Source organism: Youngiibacter multivorans (genome assembly GCF_017873395.1).
Lineage (GTDB): Bacteria > Bacillota > Clostridia > Clostridiales > Clostridiaceae > Youngiibacter > Youngiibacter multivorans.
In genome coordinates this window covers 78281-96510 of record NZ_JAGGKC010000013.1, presented here as the reverse complement: position 1 = coordinate 96510, position 18230 = coordinate 78281, and the positions used below count along the sequence as shown (strand labels likewise).

General features: G+C 42.4%; 15 protein-coding genes and 1 pseudogene. All 16 read left to right on the top strand.

Annotated features, from left to right (window positions below; translation table 11 throughout):
* The first annotated feature begins 82 nt into the window (after nucleotides 1–82).
* The 16 genes and pseudogenes from J2Z34_RS09055 to katG all read left to right on the top strand — a co-directional run bounded on the left by J2Z34_RS09055 (nucleotide 83) and on the right by katG (nucleotide 18087).
* Nucleotides 83–1048 (top strand): RHS repeat-associated core domain-containing protein, encoded by a 966-nt coding sequence (locus J2Z34_RS09055; protein ID WP_245250586.1) that lies wholly within the window; start codon nucleotides 83–85, stop codon nucleotides 1046–1048.
* A gap of 63 nt (nucleotides 1049–1111) precedes the next feature.
* Nucleotides 1112–1537, top strand: coding sequence for a hypothetical protein (locus J2Z34_RS09050; protein WP_209459541.1), 426 nt, complete (start codon nucleotides 1112–1114; stop codon nucleotides 1535–1537).
* Between the two features lie 584 nt (nucleotides 1538–2121).
* Entirely contained in the window at nucleotides 2122–2709 is a 588-nt protein-coding gene (locus J2Z34_RS09045) for a KilA-N domain-containing protein (RefSeq protein ID WP_425348043.1), read from the top strand.
* Nucleotides 2666–2845, top strand: a pseudogene (locus J2Z34_RS17590) (RHS repeat-associated core domain-containing protein); the annotation flags it as partial. The gene J2Z34_RS09045 and the pseudogene J2Z34_RS17590, both read left to right, overlap by 44 nt.
* 114 nt (nucleotides 2846–2959) lie before the next feature.
* Nucleotides 2960–3394 carry a hypothetical protein gene (locus J2Z34_RS17585; RefSeq protein ID WP_245250585.1) on the top strand — a complete coding sequence of 145 codons (435 nt, stop codon included), beginning with the start codon at nucleotides 2960–2962 and terminating at the stop codon, nucleotides 3392–3394.
* Between the two features lie 26 nt (nucleotides 3395–3420).
* The gene (locus J2Z34_RS09035) at nucleotides 3421–3963 is read left to right on the top strand and encodes a hypothetical protein (protein WP_209459540.1); all 543 of its coding nucleotides are present in this window, start codon (nucleotides 3421–3423) and stop codon (nucleotides 3961–3963) included.
* A gap of 55 nt (nucleotides 3964–4018) precedes the next feature.
* Nucleotides 4019–4657, top strand: a complete 639-nt coding sequence (locus J2Z34_RS09030; protein WP_209459539.1) for a hypothetical protein — start codon at nucleotides 4019–4021, stop codon at nucleotides 4655–4657.
* Between the two features lie 113 nt (nucleotides 4658–4770).
* Nucleotides 4771–5961 carry an ATP-binding protein gene (locus J2Z34_RS09025; protein ID WP_209459538.1) on the top strand — a complete coding sequence of 397 codons (1191 nt, stop codon included), beginning with the start codon at nucleotides 4771–4773 and terminating at the stop codon, nucleotides 5959–5961.
* A gap of 349 nt (nucleotides 5962–6310) precedes the next feature.
* Nucleotides 6311–7198 (top strand): MBL fold metallo-hydrolase, encoded by an 888-nt coding sequence (locus tag J2Z34_RS09020; protein WP_209459537.1) that lies wholly within the window; start codon nucleotides 6311–6313, stop codon nucleotides 7196–7198.
* Between the two features lie 356 nt (nucleotides 7199–7554).
* Nucleotides 7555–9429 (top strand): YgiQ family radical SAM protein, encoded by a 1875-nt coding sequence (locus J2Z34_RS09015; protein WP_425348044.1) that lies wholly within the window; start codon nucleotides 7555–7557, stop codon nucleotides 9427–9429.
* 527 nt (nucleotides 9430–9956) lie between these two features.
* Nucleotides 9957–10715 carry a type II toxin-antitoxin system prevent-host-death family antitoxin gene (locus J2Z34_RS09010; protein WP_209459535.1) on the top strand — a complete coding sequence of 253 codons (759 nt, stop codon included), beginning with the start codon at nucleotides 9957–9959 and terminating at the stop codon, nucleotides 10713–10715.
* Nucleotides 10716–10759: 44 nt separating this feature from the next.
* Nucleotides 10760–11134: a hypothetical protein gene (locus tag J2Z34_RS09005; RefSeq protein ID WP_209459534.1), complete on the top strand. Its 375-nt coding sequence runs from the start codon at nucleotides 10760–10762 to the stop codon at nucleotides 11132–11134.
* A 190-nt stretch (nucleotides 11135–11324) separates the two neighbouring features.
* Nucleotides 11325–11888, top strand: coding sequence for a DUF4256 domain-containing protein (locus J2Z34_RS09000; RefSeq protein ID WP_209459533.1), 564 nt, complete (start codon nucleotides 11325–11327; stop codon nucleotides 11886–11888).
* 240 nt (nucleotides 11889–12128) lie between these two features.
* Nucleotides 12129–12701, top strand: coding sequence for a TetR/AcrR family transcriptional regulator (locus tag J2Z34_RS08995; RefSeq protein ID WP_209459532.1), 573 nt, complete (start codon nucleotides 12129–12131; stop codon nucleotides 12699–12701).
* Entirely contained in the window at nucleotides 12698–15574 is a 2877-nt protein-coding gene (locus J2Z34_RS08990) for a hydrophobe/amphiphile efflux-3 (HAE3) family transporter (RefSeq protein ID WP_209459531.1), read from the top strand. The genes J2Z34_RS08995 and J2Z34_RS08990 overlap by 4 nt, the downstream gene beginning before the upstream one ends.
* 320 nt (nucleotides 15575–15894) lie before the next feature.
* Nucleotides 15895–18087 carry a catalase/peroxidase HPI gene (gene katG, locus J2Z34_RS08985; protein WP_209459530.1) on the top strand — a complete coding sequence of 731 codons (2193 nt, stop codon included), beginning with the start codon at nucleotides 15895–15897 and terminating at the stop codon, nucleotides 18085–18087.
* Nucleotides 18088–18230 lie beyond the last annotated feature (143 nt).

Here is an 18230-nt window from a genome sequence, read left to right as displayed (position 1 = left end):
GACAAATCAGGAAGATGGAAGTTCCAACTGAGGTTTGGCTGAATCCGATCAAAACTGACGATAAGATTTTGCGACAACTACCTTGACAAACACCGCTACAGGCTCAGACAAGATCCACTACAGCTATGATGCTTCAGGGAACCTCTTCTCAATGAACCTCAACGGAACAGAATACTACTATGTGAGGAACGCCCAGGGGGACATCACAGGGCTTATTGACAATGCAGGAAACCTTGTGGTTAGCTATACCTACGACACCTGGGGAAAGCTGATCTCTACAACGGGAAGTCTTGCAGGAACCTTAGGAGTGAAGAATCCATACCGCTACAGGGGATACCGCTATGACACAGAGACTGGACTTTACTATCTCCAGTCAAGGTACTACAGTCCGGAGTGGGGCAGGTTTGTAAATGCGGATGATTCTGGGATACTTGAAGTTGACCAGGACAGCTTGATTGAAAATAATCTCTTTGTCTATGCGTTGAATAACCCAGTGAACATGAATGATTCAACTGGACAAATTGCTGCAAATATAGCGGCTGGTCTAGTAGGTGCTTTCGCTGGTGCTTTTATAGCGGGAACTTTCTCGGCCGCCACTCAGTATTATTCCACAGGAAAGATTGATAAGAATGTGGTTCTAATTAATGCTGCATCTGGAGCACTGTCGGGTGCGTTAACTGCTTCAGGTGCAACCTGGCTAGCATCCGTTGCGGGTAACGCTGGTATTAGTATGGGAACATATATTAGCGAAAATTATTATAAAGGCGAGGCTATTACTTTTACGGGATTAAAAGATAGCGCTTTTGCTGGAGCCCTATCTGGAGTTATTGGCGGGAAAGGCGCGAATGGCGGCAAGATGATTACAGCAGCTAAATCCGCTCAGAAGAGCATTGCGAGAGAGCTAAGACGTGCTAATCAGAAATATGCCGCAAAGCAGATAGCTATGATTTCTCTTTCTCAATCAAGCATCAAAAAAGCTGTTGCTGTAGTTGTCGCAAGATACATGATAGGAACATATTCTAGTCATAAAGCGCTTTCGTTAAGGTAGGTTAGTATGGTAAATATAAGTCTCCTATTAGTCATTATCTGCGTCAATATCCTCATAATGTTCATGTACAAAAAAGAAACCAGTCACCAATACGGCGATGTCATCAGGTATCCCAAGTTATACCTATGGGTAGGAATAGCAGGGTTGATTTTTACAGGCGTGATGTCGCTTCCGCTGCCAATCTTCACCAATGATACCCTCGAATGGTGGGGCTATATGTTATTATTTGCCTTTTGGTTACTAGGTGCTGGTATCATTATGGCTTATATGAATTGGTTCATGATTATCGAAAAGGATCATTTCATCTATAGGTCTATCTTTAGGAAAACCTATAAAGTCTTTTATTCAGACGTTATAGATTGCACGATCAAGGAGAATGATGTCATCATCAAAACGAAAGACAGGAAGTTCGATGTGGATCGTAATCTTCCTGGCGTTCGCGAACTGGGACAGAGATTAAGAAGTCAGACACGAAAAAACTCAAAATGACTTTTAGCTTGCGAAAGCGCAGAAATCCTTGAGCCACTTAGCGGATTGCATTAAACTATTAAATGGCTCACATGGACCAAAGCCTTACATGATAAGGGGGGATACTTTTACGCGTAAGTTAATTATGCATATTAGTATCTTCTTATTGCCAAAACACATGTTGAGACAGTCGTCTTGATAGAGAGGCAAAAGCTTTGAACGCCAAGGTGTTTGGGGATTTGAATTAAAACGAAAAATAGTCAAAATGGCACTGAAATTGGGTGAAAACCTCGATTTTAGTGCTTTTTGCATAAGGGGGCATACTTTTATGCGAAAGTAGACATGATGATTAGTTTTCTTTTACTATGCACGTAGAGTGTGTAGTAAAGTTGGAAGATAGAAAATTTTATAATATCAATAGTTTAGCAATGCTGTGCATATGATATCCGGTGCACTCTATTTAGGGAAAATTCAATCAACGACCAATTTAGAACGTTTGTTCTTTTAACGTAAGTGCGGTATAATTAAATCAAAATAAGCTAGCCAATTGTATTTTGTCTTGTATACAAGATTTCAACTCTATTTTCAATCAAGGGGGTTAGTCTATGATAAAAAAAACAGTTAAGGAAACCCTTCATGCTAAAGGCGTGGATATCTCAATTTATACTGAAGACTTTCAAAATGAGTTTATTTCACTTACGGATATTGCACGTTATAAGAGTGATGAACCGAATGATGTCATCAATAATTGGATGAGAAACGGAGATACGATTGATTTTTTAGGTTTATGGGAAAGCTTACATAACCCCGATTTTAAACCCGTCGAATTCGACGGGTTTAAAAATGATGCTGGATCAAATGCATTTACAATGTCTCCGACAAAATGGATCACGACAGTAAATGCAATTGGAATTGTTTCAAAATCTGGAAGGTATGGAGGCACATTTGCCCACTCAGATATAGCATTTGAGTTTGCATCATGGATTTCTGCAGAGTTTAAACTCTATATCATAAAAGACTATAAGCGATTGAAAATAGATGAAAGTAGCAGACTTTCATTAGTCTGGAATTTAAACCGTGAAATTTCAAAGTTGAATTATAGAATTCATACAGATGCAATAAAAGCGAACCTACGACACCTGGGGGAAGCTGGTCTCAACTACTGGAAGCCTTGCGAGCACGATTGGAGTTAAGAATCCATACCGCTACAGGGGATACCGCTACGACACTGAATCAGGACTTTACTATCTCCAGTCAAGGTACTACAATCCGGAGTGGGGCAGGTTCGTTAATGCGGATGGTACCACCGGTGTTGAAGGAGAACTGTTAACTCATAACATGTTTGCGTATTGTGTCAACAATCCTGTAAACATGCAGGACCCAAGTGGCTTTCTTCATCAATATGTTTCCTATAGTAGTTTTATTATAAGTACGATAGCTGGAATGATAAAAGTAGGGCTAGTCAGCATATTATCAGCTTCAATATTACCTTATATTGCTATTGGTGTAATCGTAGTCGGAGGGGTAACTTATTATAATAATAAGCAGACGTTAGCGGTGCAAAGGGAAGCTACTCGTATAAAGGCAACAGTTAAACCTAACAGTAAAAATAGATATTGGGGAGCAAATTTAAGTTGGAAAGGTGTGACTTTAGGAAAGCCCCTAACGCTTAATCAAGCAATTAGTGAAGTTAAAGCGGGTAGAAATGTGTTTGCCGTTACTAAGAGTGAAGCCCGTATTGTGGCTCAGGCTGCAAGTACTCGTCCAGTACGTGATCCGGTAATTGATAAAGGAAAAGAAAATGTGACAGGATATTATTATCATTTCCATACAAATGTTAAAAATGGAGCCCATGTATGGTATCTGATTAATTACTAAAAACAAAAATAATAGGAGGGAGAATCATGCTACAAATAACTAAAAAGATGAAAGAAAGTCAGTATAATCAGCTTATATCGTATATGTATCAAAGATGTGATGCGTTCACGTTCCATCTTCCGAATTATGATAATAAGGACGGAAGTATAGATAACTTTAATAGGTTGGAAAGCAAAGGGAATCAGGAATACCTGGATTATCTGCAGAATATTGATGATTGGTTAAGGAATTTCGAGAAATACTTGTTGTCGAGATGGATCAGTAATGAGTATATAGATAGCATACATGGATATTATTCAGAAATTTGGGTCGTCAAGCTGGTAATAGAGTTGAGTCCTTACCTGTATTTGGGCACATCTTTCGACAACTGGAATTTCCCGAAACTTCCCGAAGACCTCTCTTTTTATTCGAAAGGAAAGTGTTTTTTCCATACAATTGCACATGAGTATCTGTATTTTATTTATACGGATGATGACCTCGACAAGCTGGTTTTGAAAAAAATCGGGATAAAATACGTAGAAATGCCTGACTCTACAATTCCGGATATTTCCTATACATTGACATATTGAGAATAACCAACAAATCGGACAATATGAATATGACAATGACAACAGGCCAAAGAAGGTGACCCTGGGAAGCGGCGCATATGGCTTGACGAGCTATGGCGAGTTAGGCAGGATCGATACGTCCGTCATAAGCACAGGTTCAGCAACCTGGACCGTTAACTACACCTACCATTCAGGAGTCAACGGATCCACCACAGCAAGGGTAGCATCCGTAACCAACAATGGAAGCGCTGTATCCTACACCTATGACCAGAATGGGAACATAGAGACCATAACAGATGGGACCAAGTTCACGAAGTACTACTACAATGGGCTGAACGAGGTCATAAGGGAAGACAATGGATACTTGAACAAGTCCATCACATACACATACGATGCCGGCGGGAACATCCTTAACAAGAAGGAGTATGCCTATACCAACGGAACCCTAGGTACAGTGCTGTCCACCATAGCCTACACCTATGGCGACACTAACTGGAAGGACAAGCTTACAGCATACAATGGAAAGGCCATCTCCTATGACGCCATAGGAAATCCATTGTCATACGACGGATGGACCTACACATGGGAAAATGGCAGGCAGCTGAAGAGCTTAAGCAACGCTTCAACCAGCCTCAGCTTCAAGTACAACTCTGATGGGATAAGGACAGAGAAGACTGTAAATGGAGTGACCACGAAGTACACAGTAAAAAAGTGAAAGAAGTAATAGATACTATCACGGAGTCAATTCGTAAATTCTATTTCCCAAAAATAAAAAAAAGTTGATTTTGGGAATTGAAATGATATGATGAGTGTGAAGGTGGTGATAAAATGCGCTTAATTTATAGAGAAACTTACTTAAATAGGTTAATAAGCTTAAAAGGGACGCCTGATATAAAAGTTATTACTGGAGTGAGACGTTCGGGTAAGTCAAAATTGTTGGAAGAGTATATTGAGTGGATTAGGGAGAATGAAACAGAGCCCAATATTATCTACATAGATCTTACTCATTTAAAGTTCGAAGAGCTAAAAGAATATCATGCATTAAATAATTACATAGAGGACAGGTATCAACGAAAGAAGCAAAACTATATATTCATTGATGAAGTTCAAATGTGTGGGCAGTTTGAGTTGACAATAAACAGCCTACATTCTACTGGGAAATATGATATTTACGTTACAGGCTCCAATGCATTCTTATTAAGCAGTGATTTGGCAACCTTGTTTACAGGTCGTACTTATGAAATTGAAGTGTATCCATTTTCCTTTTCTGAATACTTGAGATATTACAAAATTTCAGATATCCAAACAGCCTTTGATCGATACATGAAAGAAGGTGGTATGTCTGGGTCTTATCTGTATAAAGAACAGGAAGAAAAATATAAGTATCTTGCAGATATATTTGATACTCTCATTTTGCGGGATATTCGTCAAAAATATAAAATTAGAAATATCGTTCTAATGAATAAGATCGCTGAATTTATGATGGACAATATTTCAAATCTGACATCATCACGAAAAATAGCAGATACCCTTACGAAAAACACGGATAAAATTAATCATAAGACAGTTGGTTCGTATCTTGATTATCTATGTAATGCTTTTGCATTTTACAAGGTTAAAAGATATGACATCCGTGGAAAAAAATATTTAACATCTAACGAGAAATACTATCTTAGTGATCACGCGTTTAGATATGCCAAGTTGGGAACCAGAAATCTTGATTATGGAAGAGTGATGGAAAATATTGTCGCAGTTGAATTAATGAGAAGAGGCTATGAAATCTATGTAGGTGTGCTGTATAAAAAAGAAATTGACTTTGTTGCAGTCAAGCAAAATGAAAAAATTTATATACAGGTTTCAGATGATATTTCTAGAGATGAGACATTTGCAAGAGAAGTTGATTCGCTATTAAAAATAAAAGACGCATATCCTAAGTTGTTAATTGCACGGACAAGACACGAACAGTATCAGTATGAGGGAATACAAGTAATAGATATTGCTGAATGGTTGATCAAATAAGGATTTAATATTTAGATATGTCAAGGCTATTCAAATTGGAAATATAGTACCATTATGCTATGGAACCCTTGGGTCTACACGGCATCATTTTTGTATCTTAAAGACCTATAGAAGACGCAATCATCTGCAAATTAGCTCATGATGGAATCTAAGTCGTGAGGGTTAACGCTTCTAGAATGCTCCTTTTATCATAATTCATTTAAGCATAGGATAACTATTGATCCTCAAGTCTAAAACTGTATAGCCTTGTACCATCTAAAACATTGATTTATGAATAGACAATGTTATTCAGATGATAAATGAATGCTTTTTCAAACACGTACGAATTCAAATTAAACGGGGTGATGTTTTGCTTATAAGAAAGGTTAAGGGAGACACATATATTATTGATACGGGATTTCAAGTTATCCCTTTCTTTAAGCTGGATACTGGAAAGATAATCATGGTAGACTGCGGCTTGTTGGATGAGAGGGAAGGGATAGTAAACCTTCTTGCATCGGAAGGGCTGAAGCCGTCTGCAATACTTGCAACACATGCCCATACTGACCATATTGAAAATGCGGCTTTTTTCCAGAAGGAGTTCGGGGTCCCTATAATAATGACTGAGGTTGAAGCCGCAGTTCTAGATTCACCGTTAGGGCTTAAGACCTACTTCTATACCATGTCTGTATCAGATATCATGAAACATTACAATAATATGGTGGTTAAGGCAGACACTAAGATTGGCATGCGTGATGAGAATGTAGACATACTTGGAGCCGGATTCCGGATTATCATGACTCCAGGTCATTCTCCAGGCCATATTTCAGTGGTTACACCGGATAATGTTGCCTGCCTTGGTGATGCTCTCGCTAGTCTTGATGTCTTGAACAACTCCAAGATGATGTTCTCTCACACCATTTCAAGGGACATTGAAAGCAAGAGGAATCTTTTTGAACTTGAAGCCGACAAGTATGTGGTTTCACATAAAGGCGTGTTTGATGAAATAAGGAGCCTCATACAGCCAAATATAGACTATCTTGAGGCATCAGCCAATATGATACTAGACCTTATCGAAGTTCCTATAGGTTTCGAAGAGTTATATGAAAGAGTTACAAAGCACCATGTAATCAGGGTAAGGGACCTCAAGAGATACTATATGATGGAAAGGATGATAAGACCGTTAATTGAGTACCTTATTGATACAGGAAGACTGAGGTGCTCTGTTGACGAGGGAAGGCTATATTACATTAAATAAGAAGCCGGTAGAATCTGGATTTCTAATAAGTCTAACAGATTACGATACTAAGGCTGCCGCCATCTTCAAAGACTAAATGTTAATTGCCGATGGTTCTTCTATAAATGAAATTTGAATTTGGAATAGAAATGAATTCACTGTTCAGGTGGAACAAATTAAGATCTCGTGTTATAATTTTCCGAATAATGAAGATTGGGAAAATGACACGAGATTCTTTTTGTAAATATTGAAGCAGGTATTCAGGTATATTGGCGGATATGGTCAGTTTTTCAGTGGATTATAATGGAAGAAGCATTAACAGGTAAGAGAGGAAAGAATTGTTGAATAATCAGTATCAGCCAGTAAACAGGGAAGACATGGAGGCCCGTGGATGGGATCAGGTAGATTTTGTGCTGGTCAGCGGGGATGCCTATGTGGACCATCACAGCTTTGGACCGGCTATAATAGCTAGAGTTCTGGAAAATGCAGGATATAAGGTTGGAATCATAGCACAACCTGATTGGAAGGATCCAGAAGACTTCAAAAGATTGGGCAGGCCAAGGCTGGGCTTCCTAGTTACAGCAGGGAATATGGATTCCATGGTCAACCACTATTCAGTCAACAAGAGAATAAGGGACAGGGACTTCTATTCACCTGGAGGGAAAATGGGATTGAGGCCTGACAGGGCCACAATTGTCTACTGCAACAGGATCCATGAAGCCTATAAGAATGTCTCGATAATTATTGGCGGCATTGAGGCGAGCTTAAGAAGATTCGCCCATTATGATTATTGGAGCGACAGCGTCCGTAAATCAATACTTATTGACAGCAATGCGGATCTGCTCGTATATGGAATGGCAGAGAAGCAGATCGTTGAAATTGCCCGATATCTGAATGATGGATTCGAGGCAAAATACATCCGTCATATTCCCGGAACCTGCTATGTAGTGGATTCACTTGAAGAAGTATATGACTATATTGAGATACCTTCTGCAAAGATGGTTGCTGAGGATAAGGTTAAATATGCTGAAGCTTTCAAGGTCCAGTATCAGGAACAGGACCCTATAAGAGGAAGGATGATCGTACAGCAGCAGAATTCAAAATATCTGGTACAGAATACGCCTGAGAAACCTTTGACGCGTGAGGAGCTGGACCGGGTCTACGCTTTGCCATACCAGAAGAACTATCATCCTATGTATGAAAAGGATGGAGGGATTCCGGCTCTCGAAGAAGTGAAATTCAGCATTGTAAGCTCAAGAGGATGTTTCGGAAGCTGTTCCTTCTGCGCACTGACATTCCATCAAGGCAGAATCGTACAAAGCCGAAGTGAAGAGGGAATCATCCAGGAGGCTACTGATATAACAAATATGGATGGCTTCAAGGGGTATATCCATGATGTGGGAGGACCCACAGCGAATTTCAGGCAGCCGGCTTGTGACAAGCAGTTGAAAATTGGTGCCTGCAAAAACAGGCAGTGTCTGGACCCAAGTCCATGCAAAAATCTTTTCGTTGACCACGAAGAGTATCTGAACATATTAAGGAAACTCAGGAAATTGCCCAAAATCAAGAAAGTATTTGTCCGTTCAGGACTTCGCTATGATTACATCATGGCTGATAAGAAGAATGAAGCATTCTTAAGTGAACTGATCGAGCATCATATCAGCGGTCAGCTGAAGGTGGCTCCAGAACACGTTTCAGCAAGAGTCCTGAAGTATATGGGAAAGCCTGCGGGAAAGACCTATGAGAAATTCAAGGAGAAGTACTTCAGATTAAATGAGAAGCTAGGGAAAAAGCAGTTCCTTGTTCCGTATCTGATGTCAAGCCATCCAGGATGTACTCTGGAAGATGCGGTAGAATTGGCAGAATATCTCAGGGATACCCATTACCAGCCAGAGCAGGTACAGGATTTCTATCCGACTCCTGGAACCTTATCGACAGCAATGTTTTTCACCGGATTAGATCCAATGACAATGGAAGAGGTCTATATACCGAAAAGCAAGACAGAGAAGGCTATGCAGAGAGCATTGCTTCAGTTCAATAATCCCAAGAAGCATGAGCTTGTTCGTGCTGCATTGACTCAGGTTAAACGGACAGACCTGATTGGATATGGTCCCAAATGTCTGGTGAAGCCCCTGAATACTCAGAGAAACAGCAAACCTGCGGAGATCTCAGCTAAAGACAAAGGGTTCGTGAAAAAGGAAAAGCCGGAAAGAATCATGGAAAAAAGAAGAAAGTCAGGAACCCATTCATAAGTCCTTCAAAATGCAATCAGAAACATTTGTTATTAACCCCGTATACTCCACATTCACTAGTGGATCATACGGGGTTTTCGCATTTTATCTAATAGGTGTAAAGGTGCTGATAATCATAAGATGTTAGGAATTTACTGGATTTTAGGGAGTAAGTCATTCCAGTCGGCGGTACCCATGAGAACCACGATATACCCACCGAGATATGGACTCAGGTTAAGCTTCAAAAGACTGGGGATTTGGTAATAAATTACTGATTCTAGTATGGTAAAGATATTAGCTGGGATGGAACATCATGTTCCCAGGGATATTGTTACTTAATTCATTATGTGGAGCTTCTAGGAGAAAATCCTGGAAATCCATGAAGGCTAGGATAAACGGTATCCAGGTAAATAGAAGGTCAGAAATCTCCTGATTGACAATAATCTAGACAATCTGATGGGTATCGTTCCATTTAATGGAAATTTATAGTGCGATATGATATAATTATCGTACGAATAAAATGATTATCGTACGGAGGACTCCTTAAAATGGGTGACAAAAAGTACAGTATGACCATTACAGCAACTGAACTAAAGATGAACCTTGGGAAATATCTTGATTATGTCATAGACAACAATGAGGTTGTGATTACAAAAAATGGATCTAAAGCAGTACGGCTGACACCATACCTGTCTGATTATGACCGATATGAACTCATGAAGATCAGAGAGCAGGCACTGGATTACCAGTATGGCGGGAAGAAAGTTTCTTATGAGGAATTCATTGAAATAAGCGAGAAAAGTGATCTGAGGATGGAATTCATCAATGGTGAGATTATCCTGATGGACTCCCCAAGCTTCATGCATCAGGAGGTATCAGGCCACCTGTATTTAGCATTCAGGAATTATCTGGCGGGGAAAAAGTGCAAGGTCGTTTATGCGCCTTTTGATGTGTGTCTTTACAAGCCTGAAATCAAAGATCCGGACGTATGCCAGCCAGATTTGGTAATTGCCTGCGACATTGATGAAAAACTGAATGAAAAAGGCAAATATATGGGCACTCCTGTTATGGTTGTTGAGATTCTTTCAATTTGTACACGGTCAAAGGATATGGTAAAAAAACTTAACACATATATGCTTTCAGGTATAAGGGAATACTGGGTGGTAGACCCTTCACAGAAGACATTGGCAGTATACACCTTTGAAAACCTGGAAATAGATGACTTCAATATCTATAGGAATGATGAAACTGCAGTGTCTAAAGCACTGGGAAATCTCTCTGTACCGCTGAATGAAGTCTTCGCTTAACCTGACATTTGTTGTGTTTTGTGTGTTTTTACATTGAGGTTAATATGATTAATGTAACAGAACAGGAAAAAATCGAATCCATAAGCTCATTGCAGTCTTCTATAAGAAAAACTGAAAAATCATTGTCTCAGATGACTGAGAAGGGTGTTAGCACTACTCTGGTCAGAAAGCGGCTTGAGGCACTTCGTACAGGACTGGATATTCTGGAAAGCGTGTGGAATCAAGAATCGCATCACCATACAATAGATGACCTGAAATCAGCGCAGGTTATTCTGGAGGGGTTGCTGCCAGGTATAGTTAGAATATATGAGAAGTCAATGCTTGGAAGTCCTCAACGAACACTGCTGGAACGAAGAATAAAGTCACTGGAACTGGCAATAGAGGAGATTGGGAATCATCTGGACCATCAGAAAGGGTGAGGACAAGAATCGGGTAATTTGTTTCCTCATAAGTGCTATTAAACTTTAGATTTGTTTTTGCTGCTATGAGATATCGTGTAAAGTTTTAAAACAAATGCTGGTATCAAAGATATTTATCAGAAATGCCAATAGGGATCAAGTTTATTGCAATTGCTGTTTTCTTCGAGCCATATCATGGGAGGTAAAAGGAATGGATAAAACAAAAAAACTAACATCTCAGCGACATGACGAACTGTTTGAGATACTGGAAGCAAGATTCAAGAAGAACATGAACCTGCACAAGGGGATTTCATGGGAAGACGTGAAATCAAAGCTTGAAGCTGATCCTATAAAGCTAAGGTCGCTAAATGAAATGGAGATTACAGGCGGTGAACCTGATGTGGTTGTGATTGATGAGAATACTGGTGAGTATGCATACTTCGACTGCTCAGCAGAGACTCCAAAAGGAAGAAGAAGCATCTGCTACGACAGGGAAGCTCTGGACTCCAGAAAAGAGAATAAGCCAGAGACTGATGCAGTTACCATGTCAGGAGAGATGGGAATCGAGCTTCTGACTGAAGTGCAATATCGCGAGCTTCAGAAGCACGGGAAATTTGACCTGAAGACTTCAAGCTGGGTCAGGACACCGGATAACATAAGGAAACTTGGGGGAGCCCTCTTCTGTGACCGTCGCTACGATACAGTCTTCGTTTACCACAATGGTGCAGAGTCGTACTATGCTGCAAGAGGTTTCCGTGGCATGCTTCATATCTGATTGTGGAATTACAGACTTTGACTTGCCTGGCACACGGAGATTTTTTGTAAGAAGACAGGCTGGTGTCACAGCGTACACAGGCAAAATCTGAAAATTTGAGGACCAATCATATAAACCGCAGAGCAGTGCTTTGCGGTTTTTTGCGGGTTTACCTTTTGAAGTATAGACCAATTGTTGTTGCATTCAGATTGAAGTCCTGATACACTAAGTAAGTACTTACTAACATAAGGGGATTGAGATATGCAAAAACAGATAAGGATGAACAAGGAAGACAGAAGAAGACAGATAATTGACAGTGCTCTGGAGGTCTTTAAAGAGAAGGGATTCAAGGGTGCAACAACCTCGGAAATCGCTGAGGCTGCTTCAATAACTGAAGTGACACTGTTCAGGTATTTCAAGAGCAAGCAGGATATCTTCCTGGAGGGGATAACACCGATACTTCTGAAGACGCTGGAGGATGTGGTTGATACATCATCAGGCCTTAACCAGCAGGAAAGGCTCAAGGCAGTGCTTTTGAACCGGATAACATTCATATCGGAAAACTATGATACAGTTCGGCTGATCCTAAGTGAATCATCCGCGATCCATGAAATGGGGCAGTCGGATTTCTCTGAAGGGATACGAAATATAATCGAAAAGATGCTGGATAGCTCCAAGGCGGATCCGGAAAAGAAGAGACAGGCAGTAAGGATTGTCATGGGGTCACTTCTTTCGTTTCTCTATATGCCTGAAAAAGATCAGGGAGCAATTAGAGATTTTGTTGACAACATTTCATGGATGCTAATGAAAACATTGAAGGGAGATGCTAAATGAACAAGGTTTTTGAAAGAATAGGTATTATGATGCATGAACATCCTTTCAGGGTGCTTTTTGCGACACTCGCAGTTTTCCTTGCAATGGTGGCAGGTGCCAGGAACATAAGCATGGCAACAGGCAATGACACTTTGGTAGATTCTGAAACAGAGGTATATAAGACACAGGAAGCTATGGAGTATACCTTCGGCGGAGATTCCATTCAGGTCCTTTTCAAGGAGGAACAGGCAGGCGCCCTGCTGTCGATTGACAACATCACCCGTATGTGGAATGTAGAGAACAGGCTTAAGTATGAGTCTGGGATATATTCCATAATGAGTCCTGGAACGATCGCTCATCAGATGACTTCCAAACAGGCAGAGATGCTGATTGGGAAAATGGGAGAGTTGAGTGACGGGCTTAATACCATGGGGGAGAAGCTGGTTGAAGTAGGGACAACGCTTTCTGAAAAGGAGCTTCCCGACCCTAAGGTACTGGAGTCAAAGCTCGCCAGCCTTGCCAGTGCTGCATCAAATTTTGACCGCCTGATTGAAGGTCAGAACAATATAGGAAAAGGGGTCAGTGGAATCTCTCAAGGTACTGCTGCAGCCGCTGAAGGAATAAAGGGAGCAGGACTTAAGCTTTCAGAGCTGAGCGGCATGGCAGATGGAAATCCAATGCTTCAGATGCAGTTGACAGCCCTGTCGGAGAACCTGGCTAAAAGCTCTGAGGCTCTCAGTGGAATTTCGGCAAAGGCCGGAACACTGGTTGCAGGTACGAAAAGTACCGCAGATGCGCTTGACAGCATCAAGGACAAGCTAAGTGCGGAAACTTCAGGAATGAAGGACAGCTTCAAGGGAGCGATTTCCCCTGACGAGCTGAAAACAATGGCTGAAGGATTCAGTACCATGGGCAATAACCTTACAGACATATCTGAAGCCCTTGTAACCTTCACAGACAAGTCGGCGATGATGGAGCCCGGACTTCCTAAAGTACAGGAAGAGCTTGACCTTATGCTGTATGAGGACGGAAATCTCCGTTCAATATTTACAAATGTCGTCCAGGACAATGATACGGCAATGATGATAGTCAAGCTTGAGGGAGGTATTCCTGACAGCCAGAAGGAAACCATCATTGATTCATTGAAGGCGGCCTTAGATGCAGAAGAATTCGAAACCATTTCATTTGTCGTATCAGGAAAGCCTGTTCTTGACGCATCACTTAAGGCTGAGATGAAAGTCAACATGATGACCATGGTCGCATTTGCACTCTTCATAATGCTGATTGTCCTGGCGTTTGTGTTCAAGGTCAGGTGGAGGATGCTTAGCCTTGGTGTGGTTGCAGTTTCGGTGGTAGCAACCCTTGGCTTCATGGGTTGGATCAGCGTGCCGGTAACCATGGTATCAATGGCAGTCTTCCCCATACTCATAGGTCTCGGAATTGACTATTCCATACAGTTCCATAACAGATACGAGGAGGATGGCTCTGTAGTATCGACGGTAAAGCATGTCGGGAAAGCTGTCACAATAGCAGTCCTTGCAACAGTCCTAGGATTCATATCGCTATATGCGTCACCAGTTCCGATGATACGGGATTTCGGAAAGATGCTGACTCTGGGGGTTATCATAAGCTTCATCGGAAGCATATTCATACTACTGCCCGTTCTGCACATCAGGAAAAAAGTTACTGAGGATAATGCTGCAGCAATTGATAGGACAAATGCTGCACTTGATGCTAATCACGAAGATAGCAGATTAAAAAGGGTACTCGGGGCATTTACAGGCGTAGTCCTGAGGTTCAGATATCCCGTGCTGATACTGGTGCTGCTGCTCTCCATATTCGGGTTCATGAAGGACTCTTCAATAGGGGTACAGACAGACATGGAATCCTTCATGCCACAGGACATGCCTGCACTGACTGACCTTCATGAGGTAAGGGACGCTGTGGGATCTACAGACCAGATTGTGCTTTACTTTGAGGGTGAGAATCTTGCGAGTGTGGAAAGTCTTAAGTGGACTAAGGAGACCTCTGATGAACTGATTGCTATGTATCCTGATGTAATTACTGATATTAAGTCACTGGCAGGCACTGCAATCACTTTTTCAGGAGACGACAGCCTTTCTTATGCAGAATATGAGGAAGCTGTGGAGGACATACCAGACTCCATGTCCAGGATGTTCATTAATGATGATGGGACAAAGAGTTCAGTAATCATAAACATCAGGCATCTTTCAACAAGCGAGCTTGAAGATTTCATAGCTTCACTGAAAGAGGGACTGAAGGATAGCCCACAAAATGTTCAGGTTACAGGAAAGAGCGTACTTGATGTTGAAATGGTCAAGGGACTCACTTCTGGCCGTGTCACAATGACAGGACTTGGACTGCTTCTGATTTTTGCAGCGCTTCTTCTAATATACAGGAACCCGGTGAAGGCATTGATACCTGTGCTTCCTGTAATCAGCATAATCGGCATTTCCAGTGGAATAATGTATTTTGCCGGAATAAGCTTCACTCCAATTACAGCAACGCTTGGTGCCATGGTACTTGGAATGGGAAGCGAAATGACTATAATGCTTATGGAGCGCTATATAGAAGAGCGTATAAAAGGACTGCCAAAAACAGATGCAATCAAAACAGCTGTTGGGTCGATAGGTGTCGCGGTACTTGCATCAGGGCTTACTACTGTGGGTGGCTTTTCGGTCCTAATGCTCTCTGACTTTGTGATCCTCAAGGACTTTGGTTTCATGACAGTCATAAATGTTTCTCTTGCTCTCTTGTCGACATTCGTACTGCTGCCTCCGATCCTGTTCATTCTGGACAGGTTCATCCTGTCGAGGAAAGAAAAGGCAGCTCTGAAAAAGGGTGTTGATGAAGCTTCGGAGAATATAGCTTAAGGCTAAATGAGCCTCAGTCCGCTTAAAAAGCAGGCTGGGGCTCATTTCTTATTGAACATTCCGCTTAATTTGTGGAATGCTGATTCGAAATAGTGATTTGTGTGAGACCCGGATTGTCAGAAGATATTTTTATTGTTTCAAAGAAGTGCAGCGCATATAATTATATTAGAATGAATATAAAAATATTATTGATATAAATGCAGAAATTTCAATAAACCATCTGTTCTTGTAAAAAAACTGTTTACCATTCTTCCGATATTTTTAAGGCGTAATTATGACGCCTTATTGGTATATTGAGAACTTATGAAGGAGGATTACCAATGGGAGAAATGAAATGTCCGGTGACAGGCCATACAGGTAAACCTGTATCAGGCGGCGGTACATCGAACAGGGACTGGTGGCCGAATCAGCTTAACATTAAGGTCCTGCACCAGAATTCCAGCCTCAGCAATCCGATGGGCAGGGAATTCAACTATGCAGAAGAGTTCAGGAAGCTCGACCTGAAGGCCATCAAGGAAGACCTGTATGCACTTATGACAGACTCTCAGGACTGGTGGCCTGCTGACTACGGACACTATGGACCGCTTTTCATCAGAATGGCATGGCACAGCGCCGGGACTTACAGGATGGGTGATGGCAGGGGCGGAGCATCTGACGGTACACAGAGGTTTCCACCTCTTAGCAGCTGGCCGGACAATGTGAATCTGGACAAGGCACGTAGGCTCTTATGGCCTATAAAGAAGAAATACGGTAAAAAGATATCCTGGGCAGACCTTATGATCCTTGCAGGAAACTGTGCTTTGGAGTCAATGGGTTTCAAGACCTTCGGCTTCGGTGGAGGCAGGGAGGATGTGTGGGAACCGCAGGAGGATGTATACTGGGGATCTGAAAGCGAATGGCTTGGCGACAAGAGATATTCCGACGGAAGGAAGCTTGAGAATCCACTGGCGGCTGTCCAGATGGGACTGATATACGTAAATCCAGAGGGTCCCAACGGACATCCCAGCGCAGTGGCTTCAGGAAAGGATGTCAGGGAAACCTTCGCAAGGATGGCGATGAACGATGAAGAGACTGTTGCGCTAATAGCAGGCGGGCATACCTTCGGGAAGTGCCACGGAGCTGGTCCTGCTACTCATGTGGGTCCGGAGCCTGAGGCTGCGGGACTTGAGGAGCAGGGGCTTGGCTGGAAGAGCACCTTCGGTACGGGTAAAGGGAAGGATGCCATAGGCAGCGGCATTGAAGGTGCATGGAAACCGAGACCTACCAAATGGGACATGGGATATCTTGAAACACTCTTCAAATATGACTGGGACCTCGTAAAGAGTCCTGCAGGCGCAAATCAGTGGGTTCCATCAGACCCGGCTGCAGCTTCTACCGTAGAGGATGCTCACGACCCATCAAAGAGACATGCTCCTATGATGACTACCGCAGACCTGTCACTGAGGATGGACCCGATATACGGGCCTATAGCAAAGAGGTACAGGGATAATCCTGAAGAATTCGAGGATGCTTTCGCAAGAGCCTGGTTCAAGCTGACCCACAGGGATATGGGACCAAGGTCCAGGTATCTGGGACCGGAGGTGCCTGAGGAGGATCTCATATGGCAGGACCCGGTACCAGAGGTCGACCACGAGCTCATTGATGAAAAGGATATTGAAACCCTTAAGGAGAAAATCCAGTCATCAGGACTCACGGTGTCGCAGCTTGTTTCAACAGCATGGGCCTCCGCATCAACCTTCAGAGGCTCGGATAAGCGAGGTGGAGCTAACGGGGCCAGAATAAGGCTTGCTCCCCAGAATAGCTGGGAAGTCAACGAACCTGAGAAGCTTAAAGGTGTACTGGATGCTCTCGAAATTATTCAGGCAGAGTTCAACAAAGGACAATCCGGCAGCAAGAGGGTATCTCTTGCAGACCTGATAGTGCTTGGGGGATGTGTGGGAATTGAGCAGGCAGCGAGGAATGCAGGACATGAGATTATTGTCCCGTTCAGCCCTGGAAGGACAGATGCAACAGAGGAACAGACCGATGCAGTCTCCTTCTCTGTCTTGGAGCCAAAGGCTGATGGTTTCCGAAACTTCCAGAAGGCCAAGTATTCAGTATGTGCTGAGGAGCTTCTCATTGACAGAGCTCAGCTTCTGACCCTGACTGCACCAGAAATGACAGTGCTTTTAGGTGGGATGAGAGTGCTTGGAGCAAATTTCGGCGACTTAAGGCATGGTGCATTCACAGACAGACCAGGGGCGCTGACCAATGACTTCTTTGTGAACCTCCTCGACATGGGTACGGTCTGGATGCCTATCACTGAGGACAAGGACCTGTTCCAGGGACGTGACCGATCAAAAGGAGATGTTAAATGGACAGGAACCCGCGTCGACCTGGTATTCGGCTCCAATTCACAGTTAAGGGCCATAGCTGAAGTCTACGCAGCAGACGATTCTCAGGAGAAGTTCCTGAATGATTTCGTATCCGCATGGAACAAGGTCATGAACGCAGACCGGTTCGACCTGGCTTGAGACAAATAAAGGTGCAATAGATGATCATGCTACTAGGGGCAGATATACTGCCCCTTCTTAAGTCTATTATCTTGTCATGGATCTGCACACATTTACTAAAACTCATAACTGACAAATAATCATATGGAGAATAATTTCAGGGA

Excerpts from the sequence above, each read along its gene's own strand:
- J2Z34_RS09050 (WP_209459541.1), top strand. The coding sequence starts at position 1,112 with ATGTACAAAAAAGAAACCAGTCACCAATACGGCGATGTCATCAGGTAT.
- J2Z34_RS09045 (WP_425348043.1), top strand. The coding sequence starts at position 2,122 with ATGATAAAAAAAACAGTTAAGGAAACCCTTCATGCTAAAGGCGTGGAT.
- J2Z34_RS17585 (WP_245250585.1), top strand. The coding sequence starts at position 2,960 with ATGATAAAAGTAGGGCTAGTCAGCATATTATCAGCTTCAATATTACCT.
- J2Z34_RS09035 (WP_209459540.1), top strand. The coding sequence starts at position 3,421 with ATGCTACAAATAACTAAAAAGATGAAAGAAAGTCAGTATAATCAGCTT.
- J2Z34_RS09025 (WP_209459538.1), top strand. The coding sequence starts at position 4,771 with ATGCGCTTAATTTATAGAGAAACTTACTTAAATAGGTTAATAAGCTTA.
- J2Z34_RS09015 (WP_425348044.1), top strand. The coding sequence starts at position 7,555 with ATGGAGGCCCGTGGATGGGATCAGGTAGATTTTGTGCTGGTCAGCGGG.
- J2Z34_RS09010 (WP_209459535.1), top strand. The coding sequence starts at position 9,957 with ATGGGTGACAAAAAGTACAGTATGACCATTACAGCAACTGAACTAAAG.
- J2Z34_RS09005 (WP_209459534.1), top strand. The coding sequence starts at position 10,760 with ATGATTAATGTAACAGAACAGGAAAAAATCGAATCCATAAGCTCATTG.
- J2Z34_RS09000 (WP_209459533.1), top strand. The coding sequence starts at position 11,325 with ATGGATAAAACAAAAAAACTAACATCTCAGCGACATGACGAACTGTTT.
- J2Z34_RS08995 (WP_209459532.1), top strand. The coding sequence starts at position 12,129 with ATGCAAAAACAGATAAGGATGAACAAGGAAGACAGAAGAAGACAGATA.
- J2Z34_RS08990 (WP_209459531.1), top strand. The coding sequence starts at position 12,698 with ATGAACAAGGTTTTTGAAAGAATAGGTATTATGATGCATGAACATCCT.
- katG (WP_209459530.1), top strand. The coding sequence starts at position 15,895 with ATGGGAGAAATGAAATGTCCGGTGACAGGCCATACAGGTAAACCTGTA.